The 20,288-nt window shown below is 70.9% G+C and carries 14 protein-coding genes; 6 read left to right on the forward strand and 8 right to left on the reverse strand.

All coding sequences use genetic code 11. From position 1 onward, the window contains the following. Positions 1–34: 34 nt before the first annotated feature. Entirely contained in the window at positions 35–2,548 is a 2,514-nt protein-coding gene (gene treY / locus B7K22_RS00355) for a malto-oligosyltrehalose synthase (protein ID WP_084039596.1), read from the forward strand. Further along, entirely contained in the window at positions 2,548–4,290 is a 1,743-nt protein-coding gene (gene treZ / locus B7K22_RS00360; protein ID WP_084037834.1) for a malto-oligosyltrehalose trehalohydrolase, read from the forward strand. Before treY ends, treZ begins: the two co-directional genes overlap by 1 nt. Before the next feature lie 150 nt (positions 4,291–4,440). On the opposite strand, the gene zapE is transcribed toward treZ, so the two are convergent. From zapE to gndA, 3 genes are read right to left on the reverse strand one after another with little or no spacing between them, the layout of a single operon-like run. Further along, on the reverse strand, positions 4,441–5,436 hold the full coding sequence (zapE, locus tag B7K22_RS00365; RefSeq protein ID WP_084037835.1) for a cell division protein ZapE: 996 nt from the start codon (positions 5,434–5,436) through the stop codon (positions 4,441–4,443). Positions 5,437–5,458: 22 nt separating this feature from the next. After that, positions 5,459–6,673: a carboxylate--amine ligase gene (locus tag B7K22_RS00370; RefSeq protein ID WP_084037836.1), complete on the reverse strand. Its 1,215-nt coding sequence runs from the start codon at positions 6,671–6,673 to the stop codon at positions 5,459–5,461. A gap of 35 nt (positions 6,674–6,708) precedes the next feature. Next, positions 6,709–8,145 carry an NADP-dependent phosphogluconate dehydrogenase gene (gndA, locus tag B7K22_RS00375; protein ID WP_084037837.1) on the reverse strand — a complete coding sequence of 479 codons (1,437 nt, stop codon included), beginning with the start codon at positions 8,143–8,145 and terminating at the stop codon, positions 6,709–6,711. Between the two features lie 105 nt (positions 8,146–8,250). Between gndA and B7K22_RS00380 the strand changes: the two genes are divergently transcribed. Together B7K22_RS00380 and B7K22_RS00385 are read left to right on the forward strand one after the other, a co-directional pair. Next, positions 8,251–8,811, forward strand: coding sequence for a DUF3000 domain-containing protein (locus tag B7K22_RS00380; RefSeq protein ID WP_084039597.1), 561 nt, complete (start codon positions 8,251–8,253; stop codon positions 8,809–8,811). After that, a complete protein-coding gene (locus B7K22_RS00385) occupies positions 8,808–10,139 on the forward strand; it encodes an HRDC domain-containing protein (protein WP_200807417.1) in 1,332 nt (443 codons plus the stop codon). Before B7K22_RS00380 ends, B7K22_RS00385 begins: the two co-directional genes overlap by 4 nt. A 170-nt stretch (positions 10,140–10,309) precedes the next feature. Here B7K22_RS00385 and dxs read toward each other — a convergent pair whose 3' ends face one another. From dxs to B7K22_RS12280, 4 genes are all read right to left on the reverse strand, one after another. Continuing rightward, complete coding sequence (dxs, locus tag B7K22_RS00390; protein WP_084037839.1) at positions 10,310–12,166, reverse strand: 1-deoxy-D-xylulose-5-phosphate synthase; 1,857 nt, start codon at positions 12,164–12,166, stop codon at positions 10,310–10,312. Between the two features lie 90 nt (positions 12,167–12,256). Beyond that, complete coding sequence (locus B7K22_RS00395) at positions 12,257–15,070, reverse strand: aconitate hydratase (RefSeq protein WP_084037840.1); 2,814 nt, start codon at positions 15,068–15,070, stop codon at positions 12,257–12,259. Positions 15,071–15,182: 112 nt separating this feature from the next. Further along, on the reverse strand, positions 15,183–16,382 hold the full coding sequence (locus tag B7K22_RS00400) for a class I SAM-dependent RNA methyltransferase (RefSeq protein ID WP_084037841.1): 1,200 nt from the start codon (positions 16,380–16,382) through the stop codon (positions 15,183–15,185). Then, on the reverse strand, positions 16,379–18,280 hold the full coding sequence (locus B7K22_RS12280) for an APC family permease (RefSeq protein WP_084037842.1): 1,902 nt from the start codon (positions 18,278–18,280) through the stop codon (positions 16,379–16,381). Before B7K22_RS12280 ends, B7K22_RS00400 begins: the two co-directional genes overlap by 4 nt. 41 nt (positions 18,281–18,321) lie before the next feature. Here B7K22_RS12280 and B7K22_RS00410 point away from each other — a divergent pair, with 41 nt between their 5' ends. Together B7K22_RS00410 and B7K22_RS00415 are read left to right on the forward strand one after the other, a co-directional pair. Continuing rightward, positions 18,322–18,987: a TrkA family potassium uptake protein gene (locus B7K22_RS00410; protein WP_234983241.1), complete on the forward strand. Its 666-nt coding sequence runs from the start codon at positions 18,322–18,324 to the stop codon at positions 18,985–18,987. Beyond that, positions 18,984–19,670, forward strand: coding sequence for a TrkA family potassium uptake protein (locus tag B7K22_RS00415; RefSeq protein ID WP_084037843.1), 687 nt, complete (start codon positions 18,984–18,986; stop codon positions 19,668–19,670). The genes B7K22_RS00410 and B7K22_RS00415 overlap by 4 nt, the downstream gene beginning before the upstream one ends. Here the strand turns inward: B7K22_RS00415 and B7K22_RS00420 are convergent. After that, a complete protein-coding gene (locus B7K22_RS00420; RefSeq protein WP_084037844.1) occupies positions 19,588–20,286 on the reverse strand; it encodes a DUF3159 domain-containing protein in 699 nt (232 codons plus the stop codon). The two genes, B7K22_RS00415 and B7K22_RS00420, sit on opposite strands and share 83 nt — an antisense overlap. Positions 20,287–20,288: the final 2 nt, after the last annotated feature.

Below are 20,288 nucleotides of genomic sequence, written 5' to 3' on the forward strand. Positions count from 1 at the left end.
GAGTGCAACGTCATCGATGGAGGTACCGCTCGACATGTCTGAGGCCACTCATGAACGCGCGCGCAGGTACGGACACGCAGCCGATGCTGTGGTGCCGGTCTCGACGTACCGCCTCCAGCTGAGCGCCGACTTCACGTTCGCCGACGCCGCGGCGAGGCTGGACTACTTCGAGGCCTTGGGCGTGACGCACCTCTACCTGTCGCCCATCCTGGAGGCGGCGCCGGGATCCACGCACTTCTACGACGTCGTCGACCACTCCCGGATCGCCGCGTCGATCGGCGGCATCGAGCAGCTGCGCGACCTCTCCTGGCAGGCAGGCGAGCGCGGCATCGGCCTCATCGCGGACGTGGTGCCCAACCACATGGCCGTGCCCACGCCGGCGTACCACAACCGCGCGCTGTGGTCCGTCCTCGCGGAGGGCATCGAGTCGGATCACGCCCACTGGTTCGACGTCGACTGGTCGGGGGGCGATCCGGTGCTGATGCCCGTGCTCGGACAGCGCATCGGCACTGTGCTCGCCTCCGGCGAGCTCACCCTCGACTCGATGGTGATCCCGGGGTTCGAGGAGCGCGGAGAGGTTCCCGTGCTGCGCTACTACGAGCACGTGTTCCCCGTTCGCGCCGGCACCGAGAACCTGCCGCTCGCGGACCTCGTCGACGAGCAGCACTACCGGCTCGCGTACTGGCGCGTCGCGAACGAGGAGCTCAACTACCGCCGCTTCTTCGACGTGGGTTCGCTCGTCGCCGTACGCGTCGAGGACGAGGACGTCTTCGAGTCGACCCACCGCGTGATCGTCGACCTCATCAAGGACGGGACCCTCCAGGGACTGCGCATCGACCACCCGGACGGTCTCGCGGACCCCGCCGGTTACCTCGCTCGGCTCGCGGACGCGACTGACGGCGCGTGGATCGTGGTCGAGAAGATCCTCGAAGGCGACGAGATCCTGCCGAAGTCGTGGCGCACCGCCGGGACCACGGGCTACGACGCGTCGTGGCGGGTGGGCGCCCTCCTGCGCGACCCCGCCGGCTCGTCTCCCCTGGCGGCCACGCTGCACCGAGTCGCAGGCGACGCCATGGGCACCCTGCCCGACCTGATCGCGGAGGCCAAGCGCGAGATCGTCAAGGACTCGCTGTCGAGCGAGGTCCATCGCCTCGCGACCATCGCGCACGAGATCTGCCACTCGGACGTGCGCCTGCGCGACCACACGTGGCGCGCGCTCTACGACTGCCTCCGGACCCTCCTGGTGGCGTTCGAGCGGTACCGCGCCTACGTGGTCTCGGGGACGCCGCCCAAGCAGCCGTCGCTCGAGGCCATCGACCACGCCGTCGAGCGCGCGCTCGCGGTGCTCGACGACGAGCGACACGAGACCCTCGAGGTGGTGGTCGACCTGCTCAAGGGCGCCGAGGTCGGCTCCGCCGGGCGCACAGGAGATGCGAACCGGCGGGAGCTCATCACGCGCTTCCAGCAGGCGTGCGGTGCGGTGATGGCCAAGGGCGTCGAGGACACCGCGTACTACCGCTGGACGCACCTGCTGCCGCTGTGCGAGGTCGGCTCCCCTGCTGGCCGCTTCGCCCTTCCCCCAGCCGCCTTCCACGCCTGGGCGGTCGAGCAGCAGCAGTCCTTCCCGCATGCGATGACCTGTCTGACGACGCACGACACCAAGCGATCGGAGGACGTTCGAGCACGCCTGTCCGTGCTGTCGGAGGCCTCCGAGGAATGGGACGCCCTGGTGACGCGCCTTCAGGACGCCTCGGCCCGCATCCGGCCGGCGCTGCTCGACGGCCGCACCGAGAACCTGTGGTGGCAGACGTTGGTGGGCACCTCCGACGAGCACGGCGTCATGGAGTGGGACCGGCTGGAGGGCTACCTCATCAAGGCCATGCGCGAGGCGAAGACGGCCACGACCTGGACGAGCGTCGACGCCGACTATGAGTCCGCCGTCCTGTGGTTCGCGCAGTCGACCCATGCGGACCCGACGGTCCGTGAGATCGTGAACGAGTGGCATGAGGCGACAGCGGACGGAGTGCGCGCGAGCATCCTGTCCATGAAGCTCGTGCAGCTCACGATCCCCGGCATTCCGGACGTCTACCAGGGCACCGAGCTCGTCTCGCCCTCCTTGGTCGACCCCGACAACCGCCGCGCCGTCGACTTCGACGCGCGGGAGCGGAGCCTGCGGCGACTCGCGTCTGGTGCGCGCCCACGCACTCTCGACGACGAGAAGCTGCTCGTCACTGCGAGAGCGCTCGCCGCCCGTCGCGACCATCCCGAGGCCTTCACGGGCCCCGGGAGCGGCTATCACCCCCTGCCGTCGAGCTCAGGCCACGCGGTCGTGTTCGCTCGCTCGGTGGACGAGCAGCCTCAGGTCATCACGGTCGCCACGCGGCTCGGACTCGACCTTGAGCGGCTGGGTGGGTGGCGCGACCACACGGTGACGCTCCCGAGCGGCCGGTGGGCCGATGCGCTCACGGGCCGCGTGCATGAGGGCGGCACGGTCGAGCTCGCCGCGCTGCTGTCGGCACTGCCCGTCGCGCTGCTGGTGGCTGCCTGATGCGCGCGTCCGTCTGGGCCCCGGACGCCGATGCGGTGGTCGCGGTCATCGGTGCGCCCGACGCTGACAGGACTCGCGCGGACCTGGAGCGCGCGGACGATGGCTGGTGGACCGGTCCCGAGCTGGCACCGGGCACCGACTATGCCTTCGAGGTCGACGGCGAGGGGCCGTGGCCCGATCCGCGCTCCGCGCAGCAGCCGCACGGCGTCCACGGGCCGTCGCGGGTGTTCGACGCAGGCGTGCACCGATGGGGCGACGGCGAGTGGGCCGGCATCGACGCGCTCGGCGCCGTCTTCTACGAGCTCCACGTCGGCACCTTCACTCCCACGGGCACCCTCGACGCGGCGATCGTGCAGCTTCCGGACCTCAAGGCCACCGGCGTCGACATCGTCGAGCTCATGCCGATCGCCCCGTTCCCTGGCCGCCATGGCTGGGGGTACGACGGCGTCTCCCTCATGGGGGTGCACGAGGCCTACGGTGGCCCGGCTGCGCTGCAGAGATTCGTCGATGCCGCGCACCAGGCGGGACTGGGCGTCTGCCTCGACGTGGTCTACAACCATCTGGGTCCGGACGGCAACTACCTCTCGAAGTTCGGTCCCTACTTCACCGACGCCCACGACACGCCATGGGGCTGGGCCGTCAACGTCGACCAGCCAGGCTCCGACGGCATGCGGCGGCTCATCTGCGACAGCGCCCTGCGCTGGTTCAGCGACTTCCACGTGGACTGCCTGCGGCTAGACGCCGTGCACGAGATCCGGGACGACAGCGAGCGCCACATCCTCGCCCAGCTGTCCGATGAGGCGGCTGCGCTGTCGCAGCGCCTCGGCCGGCCCCTCGGGCTGGTCGCGGAGTCCGACCTCAACGATGTCCGCATGGTCACGCCTACCTCGGAGGGCGGCCTGGGCATGACCGCGCAGTGGAACGACGACGTCCACCATGCGCTCCACGCCTACCTGACCGGCGAGCGCCACGGCTACTACGTGGACTTCGGCTCGATCGAGGCGCTCGACAAGGTCTACCGCAGCGTGTTCTGGCACGACGGCACGCACTCGCCGTTCCGCGGGAGCGCCTGGGGCGCACCGGTGTCACCCGAGGTCGACCGCCGCCGGTTCGTGGTCTGCGCCTCTAACCACGACCAGGTGGGCAACCGCGCCATCGGCGACCGGCCCGCATCGTCCCTGTCCCCCGGCGCCCAGGCGGCGTCGTTGGCGCTGATCCTGCTGTCCCCCTTCACGCCCATGCTGTTCATGGGCGAGGAGTACGGGGAGACCAGGCCTTTCATGTTCTTCACGGATCACGATCAGCCGCTCGGCACCGCGGTGTCCGAGGGGCGCATGAGCGAGTTCGCGGGCCACGGCTGGGAGCAGCTCTACGGCGGCGAGGTGCAGGTGCCCGACCCGCAGGATCGCACCACCTTCCTGCGTTCCAAGCTGGGCTCCGGAGTGGGCGCCTCCACCGCTCATCATGACGCCATTCGGTCGTGGGTCGCGGACCTCATGGCGCTGCGTCCCCTGGTGTCGGCTCGCGACGCATGGGAGCGGCACCCCGCCGGCGTCTCCGAGCGCGGCCAGCGCATGCTCACCATGCACGGACCCCTCGAGGTCCACGCCAACCTGTCAGAGACCGCTCATGTGGTCTCCGGAGAGCTGGTCGCCTCGTTCGGGCCGGTGAAGCGCTCCGAGGCCGGGCTCACGGTGGAACCGGGAGGCGTCGCCGTCACGAAGTCTCACGAGGACGCGTAGGCGGGACGCGGTGGCCGAACGCCGGATCGATGTACGACCGCACGACCGCGCAGGAGGCGTCGAACAGATCCGCGCGCGAGTATGGGTACCCGCCGTCGACCTGCCTGCCGGAGCCGATCCCGAGCACCCTCGCATCGCGCAGGCGCGCCGCTACCGGTGCTCGGGCTCCCCGGCGACCATCGACAGCATGCGGCTGAGCGCCCGGTAGTACTTCTTGCGGTACCCGCCGCGCAGCATCTCCGCAGAGAAGATGTCCCCGAGCGAGTGGCCCGACGCGATCACCCGAACGTCTCGGTCGTAGAGCCTGTCGACGAGCGAGACCACGCGCAGCGCCTGCGCCTGGTCAGCGAGCGGCCGCACGCCGCGCAGCCCGAGCACGGCGAGGCCATCGACGTAGGCGCCGTAGCGGCTCGGATGCACGTGGGTGAGGTCCTCCATCAGAGCCGCCCAGTCCTCGCACGCGGACCCGTCACCGGAGCACGCGTCCAGCACCTGGGAGACGGTCGCCGGCGGCGGGAACCGCAGGTCGCCCCGGCCGCGATAGTCCGGTCCGTCGATGGTGATCACCTCGAACACGCTGGACAGCGCCTGGATCTCGCGCTTGAAGTCGTCCGCCGCGAAGCGGCCCTGGCCCAGCGAGCCCGGAAGCGTGTTGGACGTCGCCGCCAGTGCCACCCCAGCATCGGCGAGCTCGCGCATGAGCCTCGCCATGAGAACCGTGTCGCCAGGGTCGTCGAGCTCGAACTCGTCGATGCACACGAGCGCGTACTCCTGGAGCGCGCCCCTGGTGGCCTGAAAGCCCATCGCGCCCACCAGCTGGGTGTACTCGACGAAGGTGCCGAACACAGCGCGCTCGCCCACCTCGTGCGCGAGAGACGCCAGCAGGTGCGTCTTGCCGACGCCGAACCCCCCGTCGAGGTAGATTCCGCGGCCCCCGCTGGGACGCCTCAGCATTCCCAGTCCCCTGCGCGCCACGCCCTTCGCGAAGGACCGAACCTCGCTGACGGCGGCCTCCTGACTCGGGAAGTCAGGGTCGGGGATGTACGAGTCGAACGTCGCGTCCGCGAAGTGCGGCGGCACCGTGAGCGCGGCGATGAGCGCCGCGGGCTCGACGTGGGGGCGCCGTCCGACGAGGTGCGCAGTCATCCGTCCGTGGCCCGCCTGCCGCTCAATGCCCCGTCGCCGTGGGCTCGGGGTAGAACTCCCGGTACTTGCGCCGGTGGTTCCAGGTCATCGCGGCGATGGTCAGCTGGCGCGCGAGGGAGCCGTCCGCTGGGTTGTGCAGCGGGCGCGCGATGCCGCGGCGCGCGGCCGCCCGGACCCGCGCCCGCAGGTCGGCGTCGGGCAGATAGCGGACGAGCAGCCCGAGGGGCACCACGGAGTAGAGGACCTCCGTGGTCGCGCGAACGGGAGCGATCGGCGTCCCGTCGAGGTCGGCGGCGACGTGGTCAGCGGGGTTCGCGCCAGCCGCCGTCACGTACCAGTTGTTGCGGCCGATGCGCGGGTTGACCTCGAAGAACACGTGCTCACCCGTGCGGGGGTCGCGCTTGAAGTCGGCGTTGGCGAATCCCCGGTAGTCCACGCGCTCGAGATAGCGCGCCATCGCGTCCATCGCGTCCGTGTAGGGCTCCGTGAGGATGGCGGCCGGCACCCCGAGCGTGCCAGGGGTGTGCTCCTCGAGCAGGACGCGCCCGGTGCATAGCAGCGTCACCTCGCCGCGCGCGTTGCGATACGCGGTGAGCGAGCGCATCTGGGTCTCGTCGCCGGGGATGAACTCCTGGAGCAGGTACGTGCCCGCATAGCCGCTCGCCGCGACGCGCCCCAGCAGGTCCTCGACCTCGCCACGCGTGGTGAGGTGCGCGACCTTGAGCTTGCCGGGGTACGACACGCGGTGGTGCTCGGCGGAGGAGTCGGCCTTGCCGATCACCGGGAACACCAGCGAGTCCAGGTCCGCGCTGGACTGCGGCACGCCGCCCTCGAAGGTGACGGCGACCGTGCGCGGCACCGGAATCCCCAGCGCCTCGCAGTCCGCCTGGAACGCGGTCTTCGAGGAGACGCGAGCGAACGCCTCCGGCGAGCACATCGGGATCTCGTAGTGCTCGGAGAGCTCGCCCCTGCGCGCGATGATCGTCTCGACGTACCAGTCGGCGTTCGACAGCAGTACCAGGCGCTCATCGGACCGCTCGCGCCCCAGCTCGATGAGCGAGGCGACGAGCGCGTCGGGATCCTCCACGTCCGCGATCCTGACGTCCGCGATGCGGGTGTCGGCGAACGCGCGCGTCTGCAGGCGCGACACCACCACGCCCCGCACGCCGGACCAGTCGTGGAACGCCCTCAGGAGAGCGTAGGCGCCGATGTCGCCGCCGACCACGACCGGGACCATCGAGACCTCCTGCTTCGACGTCGCGCCCGGGCGGGTCAGGCCTCGACCTCGCTGCGGTCGCCCGACCACAGCGTGTGGAACGTGCCCTCGGCGTCGACGCGCTTGTAGGTGTGGGCGCCGAAGAAGTCCCGCTGACCCTGGATGACGGCGGCGGGCAGGCGCTCGGCGCGCAGCGAGTCGTAGTACGAGAGCGAGGAGCCGAAGGCGGGCACCGGCACGCCGGCGAGCGCGGCCTGGGACACGACCCGCCGCCATGCGGAGACGCCGTTGGCGACGGCTCCCTGGAAGTACTCGTCGACCAGCAGGGTCGCGAGCTCCGGGTTGCGGTCGTACGCCTCGGTGATGCGGTCCAGGAAGCGCGCGCGGATGATGCAGCCCTCGCGCCAGATCTTGGCCATGTCGCCACGATCGATGTCCCAGCCGAACTCCTCCGAGGCGGCCTGGATCTGGTCGAAGCCCTGCGCGTACGCGACCACCTTGGACGCGTACAGCGCGAGCCGCACGTCCTCGATGAATCCGCGCTTGTCGCGAATGTGGAACTCGCCGGCGTTCGCCGCGAGGACGCCCCGAGCCGCCTCGCGCTGGGCGGTCTGCGAGGAGATGGCGCGAGCGAACGTCGCCTCGGCGATGCCCGTGACCGGGACGCCGAGGTCGAGCGCCGACTGCACGGTCCAGCGCCCGGTCCCCTTCTGTCCGGCCTGGTCGACGATGACGTCGACGAGCGCCTTGCCCGTGCGCGGGTCCTGGTGGCGCAGCACCTCGGCCGTGATCTCGATGAGGAAGGACTCGAGGTCCCCTTCGTTCCACTCCGCGAAGATCTCGCCGATCTGCGCGGGCGTCAGGTTCAGCCCGGCGCGAAGCAGGTCGTATGCCTCGCCGATCAGCTGCATGTCGGCGTACTCGATGCCGTTGTGGACCATCTTGACGAAGTGCCCGGCGCCGTCGGGCCCCACGTGCACGCAGCACGGGGTGCCGTCCTCGGCCTTGGCGGCGATCTTCTCGAGGATGGGTCCGAGCGTCACGTACGACTCCGCGGGACCGCCGGGCATGATCGACGGGCCCAGCAGTGCGCCCTCCTCCCCTCCCGACACGCCCGATCCGACGAAGTGCAGTCCCTGCTCCCGCAGCGCTGCCTCGCGACGGCGGGTGTCGGCGTAGTGGGCGTTGCCGGCGTCCACGATGATGTCGCCCTCGTCCAGCAGCGGCACCAGCGCGTCGATGACGGCATCGGTGGGCCCTCCCGCCTGCACCATGACGACCACCTGGCGCGGCTTCTCCAGCGAGGCGACGAAGTCCTCGAGGGACTCGGAGCCGATGAAGGTTCCCTCCTCGCCGTGCTCCTCGATCAGCGAGTGCATCTTCTGGGGCGAGCGGTTGTGCACCGCCACCGTGAACCCGTTGCGGGCGAAGTTGCGGGCCAGGTTGCGGCCCATCACCGCAAGTCCGGTCACACCGATCTGAGCAAGCGCCATTGTCGCGTCCTTACCTGAGGGGGGTCTGGGTACGCCGACCAGCCTAGTGGGAAGCGACCGCGTGGCGAACCGGGCCGCCCGCGCGGCCCCGCCTAGGCTCGTCGCATGGCCCTCGACCCAGCGCAGGCGCCGCCTCGTTTCCTCGAGGCGCTGCAGTCGCTGGGGCGCGCGCGCACCCGTCCGGATGTCACCCTTGTCGAGACCCCTGCGCCGGCGCGCATCGCGCCCTTCGCCGCGGCCATCGACGGCGAGGTGAGGTCGCCGGGAGCGGAGGCGAGCGGACGGTTCGTGCTGCTGCACGACCCTGCGGGACAGGATGCTTGGGAAGGCGAGTTCAGGATCGTGACATTGGTGAAGGCACAGCTCGAGCAGGAGGTCGCCTCCGATGATCTGTGGGCGGACGTGGCATGGTCGTGGCTGACCGACTCCCTCGCGGACGTCCCGCACAAGGCGCGCGCCGGCACCATCACGCGGACCGTGTCGCGCTCGTACGGCGAGATCGCTGAGCGTCCCGAGGATGTCAGAGTCGAGGTGCGCGCATCATGGACGCCGCTCGACGAGGATCTCGAGCCCCACATCGGCGCCTGGACCCAGCTGATGGCCTCCTGCGCTGGCGTCCCTCCCCTGCCGGAAGGCGTGACCTTGATCCGAGGCGGTGGCCAGTGACCGAGTCGCCATCGCACGACGCGCGCACCCCCGCGACGGCGCCGAGCGCGGCGACGCCCGATGACGTCGCCGACGAGCCATCGACCCCCACGCCCCTGCGCGAGCCCGCTGGCGGGGTCCCGGAGGTCATCACGACGGCGGCCGAGCTCACCGCCATGGCGGAGCGGTTCGCGGCAGGGACAGGTCCCATCGCCGCGGACGCCGAGCGCGCGTCCGGCTTTCGCTACGGCCAGGCGACCTATCTCGCGCAGTTCAAGCGGGCCGGGGCGGGCATCGCGCTGATCGACACCGATGCCCTGCCGGACCTGTCGATGCTGAACGACGCGTTCGGGGACGCCGAGTGGGTGTTCCACGCCGCGAGCCAGGACCTGCCCGGCATGCGCGACCTGGGTCTGGCCCCGGCGACGGTGTTCGACACGGAGCTCGCCGCACGACTGCTCGGCTGGCCCAAGGTGGGCTTGGCCGCGGTGGTCGAGCGCGAGCTCGGGTTCGCCTTGGCCAAGGAGCACTCGGCACAGGACTGGTCGACCCGGCCGCTGCCGCACTCGTGGCTGGTCTACGCGGCGCTCGACGTCGAGGTGCTGCTCGAGCTCCGCGATGGGCTGCACGCCCACCTCGCGGCGGCGGGCAAGCTCGAGTGGGCGTCGCAGGAGTTCGAGGCCGTCCGCACGGCGCCGCCACCTGAGCCCAGGGTGGACCCTTGGCGCCGTACGTCGGGTTCTCATCAGGTGCGCGATCAGCGCGGGCTCGCGATCGTGAGGTCGCTGTGGGAGGCGCGCGACAAGGAGGCCCAGCGGCGCGACACGTCGCCTGGGCGAGTGCTGCGCGACGCCGCCATCGTCGCCGCGGCGCACGCGAAGCCTGCGACCTTCGATGCGCTGCTCGAGGTGCGGGAGTGGCAGTCCAAGGGCACCCGCCGTCGGGCGCGCTTCTGGTATTCGGCGATCGAGTCAGCCATGGCGCTTCCCGACCGCGAGCTCCCTCCCAAGCGCGGTCCGCGCGGCGATGGCCCGCCGCAGCCTCGTGTCTGGAAGGACAAGCGGCCGGAGGCCGCCGCGCGGCTCGTGGAGGCGCGCGATGTGATCGCCGTGCTCGGCGAACGTCACGACGTGCCGGCCGAGAACCTGCTGCAGCCCGACGCGCTGCGGCGCTGCTGCTGGGAGTACCGCAGCGGCGGCGAGTCCTGGATCCGGACGTTCCTGGCAGGCAGGGGCGCCCGGCCATGGCAGATCGACCTCATCGCGCCCGCCCTCGCAGATGCCTTCGAGCGCGCGGCGGCGGCCGCCCCTGAGGCGAGCGGCGGGCAGGCGACGACCGACCAAGGCTGAGCCCGCGCATCGGCCCTGTGAAAGCCGTCCTGGTGGTCGATTCTGGTGCGCCCAACCGCCGTAGCCGAGCGAGTTGGGCCCGATTCGCGCACCTCAGCGCTTGAGCGAGCGAGTGGGGCCCAACTCGCTCGTCTCAGGGGCGCAGGTGAACGAGAATCGACCGCCAGCGGTCAGTCGAGGGCGGCCAGGGCGTCGTCGGCGATGGCCGACGACTCGAGGCCCACGCGCTCGATGATCTGAGCGCGCGACGCGTGGTCCAGGAACTCGCGCGGGACGCCACGGTGCAGCCACTTGGCGTCGTTCCCGGCGAGCCGCGCGTAGGACGCCCACTCTTCCCCGAGCCCGGCATCGGTGAGCCCATCCTCGACCGTGACCACGAGCTCGGCGCCGTCGATCGCCTCGAGCAGCCCGGACGGCACGGGGTGCACCCATGTCGCCGTCGCCGCGACCACATCGATGCCCTGCGCCGCGATCTTCTCCGCCGTGTCGATGGCAGTCGCCGCCATCGATCCGAGGCCGAACACCGCGACCCGGGGAGCGCCGCCGTGCCGCGCGAGGACGTCGATGTCCTCGAACGTCTCCAGCGCCGGGAGGTCAACGCCCACGGACCCCTTGGGGTAGCGGACGACGGTGGGGGCGTCGTCGACGTCGATCGCCTCGCGGAACGCGCGTCGCATGGTGCTCGCGTCGCGCGGGGCCGCGAGCCGGAGACCGGGCACGTGGCGCAGCAGCGCCATGTCCCACATGCCGTTGTGGCTGGGTCCGTCGTCGCCGGTGATGCCCGCTCGGTCGAGCATGAACGTCACGCCCGCGCGGTGCAGTGCCACGTCGAGCAGGAGCTGGTCGAAGGCACGGTTGAGGAACGTCGCGTAGACGGCGATCACCGGGTGATAGCCGGCGTAGGCCAGCCCGGCTGCGCTGGTGACAGCGTGCTGCTCGGCGATCCCGACGTCGATCACGCGGTCGGGGAACTCGTCGGCGAGCGGCTGCAGTCCCACGGGTGCGAGCATCGCCGCCGTCATTCCGATCACGTCCTCGCGCTCGTGCGCGACGGCGAGGATCTCCTCGGCGAAGACCTTGGTCCAGCCAAAGCGGCTCGGCTCGACAGGCAGCCCGGTCTCCGGGTGGATCTTGCCCACGGCATGGAACCTGTCGGCCACGTCCTCCTCGGCCGGCGTGTACCCGCGCCCCTTCTCGGTGAGCACGTGGACGATCACGGGGGCTCCGAAGTCGCGGGCGTGGCGCAGCGCGGCCTCGACCTGTTCGAGGTCGTGACCGTCGATCGGCCCCACGTACTTGAGGCCGAGATCCTCGAACATGCCCTGCTCGGCGATCAGCCCCTTGAGGGCCCGCTTGCCGTGCATGACGGAGCGGTAGGTGAAGCTGCGCCACGGTCCCCGATCCTGGAACGTCCGCTTGCCCCAGCCGAGGAACTGCTCGTATCGCGGATCCGTGCGGATGCCGTCGAGGCGCCGCGCGAGCCCGCCGATGGTGGGCGCGTAGGAGCGGCCATTGTCATTGACGACGATCACGACGCGGTCCTGCGTCGCTGCGAGCGAGTTGAGCGCCTCCCACGCCATGCCCCCGGTGAGCGCGCCGTCGCCGATGACCGCCACGGTGGTGCGATCGTCCTCGCCCTTGAGGGTGCGCCCGCGGCCGATGCCGGCGGCCCACGACACGGCCGTGGACGCGTGCGAGTTCTCGACCACGTCGTGCTCCGACTCGGAGCGCTGCGGGTAGCCGGCGATGCCGCCTCGCTTGCGCAGCTCCGAGAAGTCCCGCCTGCCGGTCAGCAGCTTGTGCACGTAGGACTGGTGTCCGGTGTCGAACACCAGCGTGTCGTGCGGCGAGTCGAACACGCGGTGCAGACCGATGGTGAGCTCGACCACGCCCAGGTTCGGACCCAGATGGCCTCCCGTGCGCGACACCGAGGTGACCAGGTAGTCGCGGATCTCCTGCGCGAGAGCGGACAGCTCGCTGGCCGTCAGCCCGCGCAGGTCCTGCGGCGACTCGATGCGCTCCAGCACGGAACCTCCTTGGTCAGTCGATCAGCCCACTGTACGTGCAGGCGGCGCGCCGCCTCCACGACGCGTGTGCCCGCCTCGCCGCCGACCGCGTCAGGCGACCAGCGATCGCAGCACGTACTGCAGGATGCCGCCGTTGCGGAAGTAGTCCGCCTCGCCGGGGGTGTCGATGCGCACCACGGCGTCGAACTCGACCACGGAGCCGTCCGCCTTGGTGGCCTTCACGGGCAGCGTGCGCGGGTGCTCGCCGTCGCTGAAGGCCGCGACGCCGACGATGTCGTACGTCTCGGTTCCGTCCAGCCCGAGCGACGCCGCGGACTCGCCGGCCGGGAACTGCAGCGGCAGCACGCCCATGCCGATCAGGTTCGAGCGGTGGATGCGCTCGAAGCTCTCGGTGATGACGGCGCGCACGCCGAGCAGGCTGGTGCCCTTCGCGGCCCAGTCGCGCGACGAGCCGGAGCCGTACTCCTTGCCCGCGAGCACGACCAGAGGCGTGCCCGCAGCGGCGTAGTCCTGCGCGGCGTCGTAGATCGAGTCCTGCTCGCCGGTCACGAAGTTGTGCGTGAAGCCGCCCTCGACGCCGTCGAGCAGCAGGTTCTTGAGTCGGATGTTCGCGAACGTCCCGCGGATCATCACCTCGTGGTTGCCGCGCCGCGAGCCGTAGGAGTTGAAGTCGCGGCGCTCGACGCCGTTGTCCGCGAGGTAGCGGCCGGCGGGGCTGTCGGGCTTGATGGCGCCTGCAGGCGAGATGTGGTCGGTGGTGACAGAGTCGCCCAGGAGCGCGAGGACGCGCGCGCCGGCGATGTCCGCGACGGGCGCCGGCTGCATCTCCATGCCCTCGAAGTACGGGGGCTTGCGGACGTAGGTGGAGTCGTCGGCCCACTCGAAGGTGTTGCCGTCTGGGGTCGGCAGGCCCCGCCAGCGCTCGTCGCCCGCGAAGACGTCTGCGTAGTCCTTGGCGAACATCTCGGCGTCGATCGAGGACTGCACCACGGACTCGACCTCGGTCGCGTCGGGCCAGATGTCGGCGAGGAACACGTCGTTCCCCTCGGCGTCCTGGCCCAGGGCGTCGGCCTCGAAGTCGAAGTCCATCGTGCCGGCGAGCGCGTAGGCGATGACCAACGGCGGCGATGCGAGGTAGTTCATCTTCACGTCGGGGTTGATGCGGCCCTCGAAGTTCCGGTTGCCCGACAGCACCGAGACCACCGCGAGATCGTGCTCGTTGACCGTGTCGGAGACCTCCTGCGGCAGCGGGCCCGAGTTGCCGATGCACGTCGCGCAGCCGTACCCCACGAGGTGGAAGCCCAGGCCCTCGAGGTCCGGCCACAGCCCGGCCTTCTCGTAGTAGTCGGTCACGACCTGCGAGCCCGGCGCCATGGACGTCTTGACCCAGGGCTTGACCTGGAGGCCCTTGGCACGGGCGTTGCGCGCCAGCAGCGCCGCGGCGAGCATGACGGACGGGTTCGAGGTGTTGGTGCACGAGGTGATCGAGGCGATCACCACGGCGCCATGGTCGAGCTCCGTCTCGGTCCCGTCGGCCATCGTGAGCGGCACCTTCTTGGTGGGCCGTCGCGTCGCGACGGTCGTGGGGGCCGATGCGGGCTCGGGGGCGTCGTCGGCGTGCGCCTCCGCGGCGATGGGGTCGGACGCGGGGAACGTCTCCTCGACGGACTCGTCCAGTCCGTGGAGCTCGTGGTCGTCGTGGTTCGCGTAGTCGAGGATCGAGCGGCCGAATGACTGCTTGGCCTCCGTCAGCTCGATGCGGTCCTGCGGACGCTTGGGACCCGCGATGGACGGCACCACGGTGGACAGGTCGAGCTCGAGATACTCGGAGAAGGTGGGCTCGACGTAGCCGTCCGCGGACGGGTCGTGCCACATGCCCTGCTCTTTCATGTACGCCTCGACCAGCGCGACCTGCTCCTCGGAGCGGCCCGTCAGGCGCAGGTAGTCGATCGTCACGCCGTCGATCGGGAAGATCGCCGCCGTGGAGCCGAACTCGGGGCTCATGTTGCCGATGGTCGCGCGGTTGGCGAGCGGCACCGCGCCCACGCCCTCGCCGTAGAACTCGACGAACTTGCCGACCACGCCGTGCTGGCGCAGCATCTGGGTGATCGTGAGCACCACGTCAGTCGCGGTCGCGCCGGCGGGGATCGATCCGGTGAGCTTGAACCCCACGACCTTGGGGATGAGCATCGACACGGGCTGGCCGAGCATCGCGGCCTCGGCCTCGATGCCTCCCACGCCCCAGCCGAGCACTCCCAGGCCGTTGATCATCGTGGTGTGCGAGTCGGTTCCCACGCACGAGTCAGGGTAGGCCTGCACCACGTCGCCGGCGTCGCGCATCATCACGCCGCGCGCGAGGTGCTCGAGGTTGACCTGGTGGACGATGCCCGTGCCTGGCGGCACGACCTTGAAGTTGTCGAACGCGGTCTGGCCCCAGCGCAGGAACTGGTAGCGCTCGCGATTGCGCTCGTACTCGAGGTCCGTGTTGCGGCGCAGCGCGTCGTGGGTGCCGAAGACATCGATCTGCACCGAGTGGTCGATGACCATCTCCGCTGGTGCGAGCGGGTTGATCGACGCGGGGTCCCCACCCAGGCTGACCACGGCCTCGCGCATGGTCGCGAGGTCCACCACGCACGGCACGCCGGTGAAGTCCTGCATGACCACGCGCGCTGGGGTGAACTGGATCTCGGTGTCGGGCTCGGCCTGAGGATCCCAGTCGGCGAGCGCCTTGACATGCTCGGCGGTGATGTTCGCGCCGTCCTCGGTGCGCAGGAGCGCCTCGGCGAGGACCTTGAGCGAGTAGGGCAGCCTCTCGAGTCCCGCCACCGCGTCGAGGCGGTAGATCTCGTACTCGCGTCCGGCGACGTCCAGCGTCGCCTTGGCACCCAGGGTGTTCTCGCTCATGCACTCTCCTCCGTAGCAGTCCACCCGCCAGTCTAACGGCCCTCGCGCAGGCAAAGTCTCGGCCCCGAGCGTCAAGGACGGGCAAAGTTGTCGGCGATGCGCCGGCGGCCTTTCACCGACGTTCGAAGGTCGCCACGGTCTCGACGTGATGCGTCATGGGGAAGAGGTCGAACGCCTGCGCCTCGACGAGGTCATAGCCGAGGCCGGCCAGGATGCCGGTGTCGCGCGCGAGGGCGACCGGGTCACAAGCCACGTACACCAGACGCTGCGCGCCCACCGGCTCGAGCGCCTCGAGAGTGCGTTGCCCGGCGCCGGAGCGCGGAGGATCGAGCACGACGGCGTCACGCGTGCCGACCTCGGTGGTGAGCGCGCGCCGCACGTCGCCGTGGACGATGCGGGCCGACGGCGAGGCGTGCACGTTGCGCCGAGCGGCTGCCGCGCCGCGCCGGTCGGCCTCGACGGCGATCACGTCGCGACCGCCGTCGGCCAGCGCCACGGTGAAGAGCCCCGCTCCCGAGTAGAGGTCCGCGACCGATGTCGCGTCACCCACGCGCGCCAGCACCTCGCGCACCAGGATCTCGGGCGCGGCTCTGTGCACCTGCCAGAACGCGCCCGCATCGAGCTTGTACGCCCATCGCCTGCCATCCACCTCGACGGACTCGCGCACGTTCCTGGGCGCATTCGCGCGCCTGTCGGGCCTGCCGCCGCGCAGCGGGACGTCGTCCACGAGGACGCGCAGCGGCGAGTCTGAGGGCTGCACGACCGTCACGCGAGCTCCGGCCGGGAAGCGCGCGCCGAGCAGGGCACGCTCGACCTCGTCGACCGCGAGCGGCATCCGCGCGAGCGGCGCCAGGTCCTCCGAGCGATGCCGGTGCATGGATGCGCGGCCCTCGGCGTCCGCGGTGGCCGTGACTCGGGTGCGGTACCTCAGCCCGCCGCGCTCGTCGTCGCCCTCCACAGCGTGCACGTCGCCCGGGTAGTCGCGGCCGGCGAAGCGCTCGAAGGCCTCGCGCAGGACGGCGAGCTTCCAGGAGCGCTGGGCCGGCAGGGCGACATGAGCGAGCTCTCCCCCTCCCACGCCTCCTGGACCGGCCTCGCTCCATGCGGACTCCACCCTGTCATCGGATCTCTCGAGGACGGCGACCGCGTCCGCCCTCCAGAAGCGCGCATCGGCGCCCCCCTCGGTGACCTCGGCCTCGACCACCTCGCCGGGCAGCGCATGACGCACGAAGACGGCGCGTCCCTCATGCCGCGCGATGCAGTGACCGCCGTGGGCGGGAGCACCCACCTCGAGCGTCAGCCGCTCGGTCACGGCAGCTGCTCGTCGGGCGTGGGCGGAGCCTCCTCCGCGGCACGGCGGTCGCGCACGGACTCGAGGTGCCACGGCACGGCCGACACCACCACGGAGTCCAGCTCGAGCAGCTGCGCGCGCAGCCGCTTGGTCGCCTTGTTGTGCAGCGCGCGCTCCCACCATCTGCCGACGATGTACTCGGGGACGTAGACGACGACCACGTCGCGCGGGCTGGCGCGATGGATCGACCGGACGTAGTCCATGACGGGCGCGATCAGGTCGCGGTAGGGCGAGTCCACGATCACGAGCGGAACGCCGGCGTCGATCGCGCCCCACCGCTCCTGGAGCTCGCGCGCCGCGGCGGCGTCCATGCGCACGCCGAGCGCCTTGAGGGACGAGTGACGAGCGGCCTTGGCGTACGCGAGCGCCCGCATGGCGGGGCGGTGCAGCTGCGCGACCAGGACGACGCCGTGCGTGGCGCTCGGCAGCGCGACGGTCAGATCCTTCGTGGTCAGCGTCACGTCGGACCGCACGGCCGCGTAGTGGCGGTTGATCGCGTGCATCATCGTGACCAGCAGGGCGATCAACGCGATCGCGACCCACGCGCCGTTGATGAAGTTGAACACGGCGACCACGATCAGGACGGCCGCCGCGACCCCCGCCGCGGTCCCATGCAGCACCCGTTCGCCCGCCAGGGCGCGACGCTCGCGGCCGACCGTCGCCAGCTGCAGCCGGTCGCTGCACCTGCGCACCATCGCGACCTGGCTCAGGACGATCGCCGTGAACGCGCCCACCACGTACATGTGGACCAGCTGCTCGACGTTGGCGCTCGTCGCGGCCACCATCACCGCGGAGGGCAGCGCGATCGCGAGGATTCCGCCGCGCACGACGAGGCGGTCGTTCTTCATCGACAGCTGCCGCGGCAGGTATGCATCCTTCGCGAGCGACGAGGCGAGGATGGAGAACCGCCTGAACACCGCGTTCGCGGCGGCCCACAGGATCGCGACGGCCGACAGCGCGACGAACCACAGCACGAACGGACGGCGGAAGACCTCCTGCGCGGTCTGCAGCAGGATGGGGCCGTCGGCCCAACCGGTGATGCGGTAGAGCCACGCCAGCATCGCGACGGCCAGGAAGCCGGCGGCGGATGCCACCACCGCGATCAGGAGCGTGCGGCCCGCGCGCCTGCCGCGAGGCTCGGCGTGATGGGGCGCCGCCGAGGCGAGGTGCTCGATGCCGGTGACCATCACCGCTCCCGAGGCGATCGCGCCTGCGTACGCGAGGATCACGGTCCACGTCGTGGGCGCGTTCGCGGCGATGGGCGACGCCGTGTCGGCGCCGTGGCGGGCCACGCCGAACACGAACATCAGCGCGAGCACCACCAGGAACCCGAACCACACGGTGAGGACCACACGGACCCGGTCGCGGATCACTCGCAGCGCCACGAGGGTCATGACGCCGATGAGGCCCACGGCGATGAGCGGCGCCCACGGACGCGCGACCGGCACCAGGTAGACGAAGATCTGCGTGACCGCGGCGACGGACACGGCCACCGTGAACAGGTAGTCGATGAGCAGCGATGCGCCCGTCACGACGCCCCAGCGGCGCCCCAGCAGGTCGCGCACGGTTCCGTAGTCGCCCAAGCCGTCCGGCCGCGCCCTGACGTTCGCGCGGTACGCGAAGCCGAGCAGCAGCATGATGAGGACGACGCCGACGGCCATGTACGGGATCGCACCCTGCTGGGCGCCGCGGCGCAGCGCGTCGACCACGGCGTCGGGCGCGTAGGCGACGGCGGACAGCATGCCGGCGCCGAAGACGGGCAGCGCGAGTCGGGTCCGGAGCGTGACCGGGGTCAGGGCGTCCGTGGCGATCGGCTGACCGAACAGCAGCCGCCGCAGACCCAGCAGAATACGTCGCACGTCGCACCATCCTAGGCCGGGCGGGTATAGCGTGGGGTCTCGTGCATATCGTGATCATGGGCTGCGGCCGCACCGGTGCCGCGCTCGCATCCGAGTTCGAGTCACGCGGCCACTCGGTCGCGATCATCGACCAGCTGGGCGACGCCTTCCGCCGGCTGCCATCCGACTTCCAGGGTCAGCGCATCACCGGCGTGGGCTTCGATCGCGACACGCTGGTGTCGGCGGGGGTCGAGGACGCCTACGCCTTCGCGGCGGTCTCCTCGGGCGACAACTCCAACATCCTCGCGGCCCGCGTGGTCCGCGAGACGTACGGCGTGGAGAACGTGGTCGCCCGCATCTCCGACCCCGGCCGCGCACAGGTCTATGACCGCCTCGGCATCCGCACCGTCGCGCCCGTGCCGTGGACGAGCGCGCAGATCGTCTCCCATCTCCTGCCTGGCGGGACGGACGCGAAGTTCACGGACGTCACCGTCGGTGTCGCGCTGCGGTCGTTCGCGTACAGCGACGGGTGGCTCGGCCGCAGCATCGCGGAGCTCGAGGCAGCGACCGGGACGCGCGTCGCGTACCTGCAGCGCTTCTCGGCCGCGGTACTTCCCACGACCGACACGGTGCTGCAGCCGGGCGACGGTCTTCACGTGATCATGGAGGTGGACGCCTTGGACCGCGTCACACGCGTGCTCTCCCGGCCCCCGGCGGTGCGCTCATGAAGGTGCTCATCGCCGGAGCCGGATCCGTGGGGCGGTCGATCGCTCGCGACCTGCTCGAGCACGGCCACGAGGTGGTCCTCATGGACAACAACCCCACGGGCATGCGTATCGCGCAGGTGGCCGAGGCCGACTGGATGCTCGCGGACGCCTGCGAGCTCACTGCGCTCAGCGAGGCTCGCACGGAGAGCATGGACGTCGTGGTCGCCGCCACCGGCGACGACAAGGTCAACCTCGTGGTGTCCTTTCTCGCCAAGACCGAGTTCGGCGTGCCCCGCACCGTCGCGCGTGTCAACAATCCCCGCAACGAGTGGATGTACGACTCTCAATGGGGCGTGGACGTCGCCGTGTCGACACCGCGGATCATGACCGCGATGGTCGAGGAGGCCGTCGCCGTAGGCGACCTGGTGAAGGTGTTCACCTTCCACCAGTCGGGCGCGTCGATCGTCGAGGTGACGCTGCCGGCCGATGCTCCGGTGGTCGGTGCGACCGTCCGCGAGATCGAGTGGCCCGCGGAGATCGTGCTGTCATGCATCGTGCGCGGAGACCGCACGATCGCGCCCAGCCCAGCGGACACGCTCGAGGCTCACGATGAGCTTCTGTTCATCGTGTCGGCTGAGGCGGATCCTGAGGAGCTGAGCGCGGTGCTGCGCTCTTCACGATCAGCCACACCAGCCACAGAGTGAGCGCGAACAGCGGGACGCCCATGACGAGCCTCGCGGTGCCAAGCGCCGCGACGGCGTCCGCGAGGTAGAGCGGCACCTGGACGGCCAGCCGCAGCGCGAACATGGCCGCGAGCAGGCCGGTCGCCCACTGCATCGCCCTCAGCTCGCGCGGGCGCTCTCGCCACGCGGTGCCCTCACCGCGCAGGAGTCCCGCCGCGATCCCGACCACGGGCCAGCGCACCGCCATCGAGATGAGGAGGCCCAGCAGGTAGGCGGCATTGAGCCACAGGCCCCCCACGTAGTAGTCCCCTGGCTCGCCGGTGCGCCACGCCCAGACCGCGCCGATCGCCACGCCCACCGCGCCAGACAGCGCCTGCTGGATCGGAGAGCGCTGCAGCAGCCGCACGACGACGAGGATCACCATCGTGACCACGGCGGCGATGACGGGGACGCGCATCGAGCCGTCGATGAGGTACGCGGCGACGAAGACGACACCCGGCGCCGCCGCCTCGGCAAGGCCGCGCCACCCGCCGATCGCGTCGGCGAAGGAGAACTGCTCGGCGTCGAGCGCCTTGGCGAGCCTGCTGTCGGTCGCCTTCGGCGACGGTGGTGCCTCGTGGGGGTCGGGCTCTGTCACGC

This window comes from Demequina sp. NBRC 110053, from assembly GCF_002090095.1.
Classification (GTDB): Bacteria; Actinomycetota; Actinomycetes; order Actinomycetales; family Demequinaceae; genus Demequina.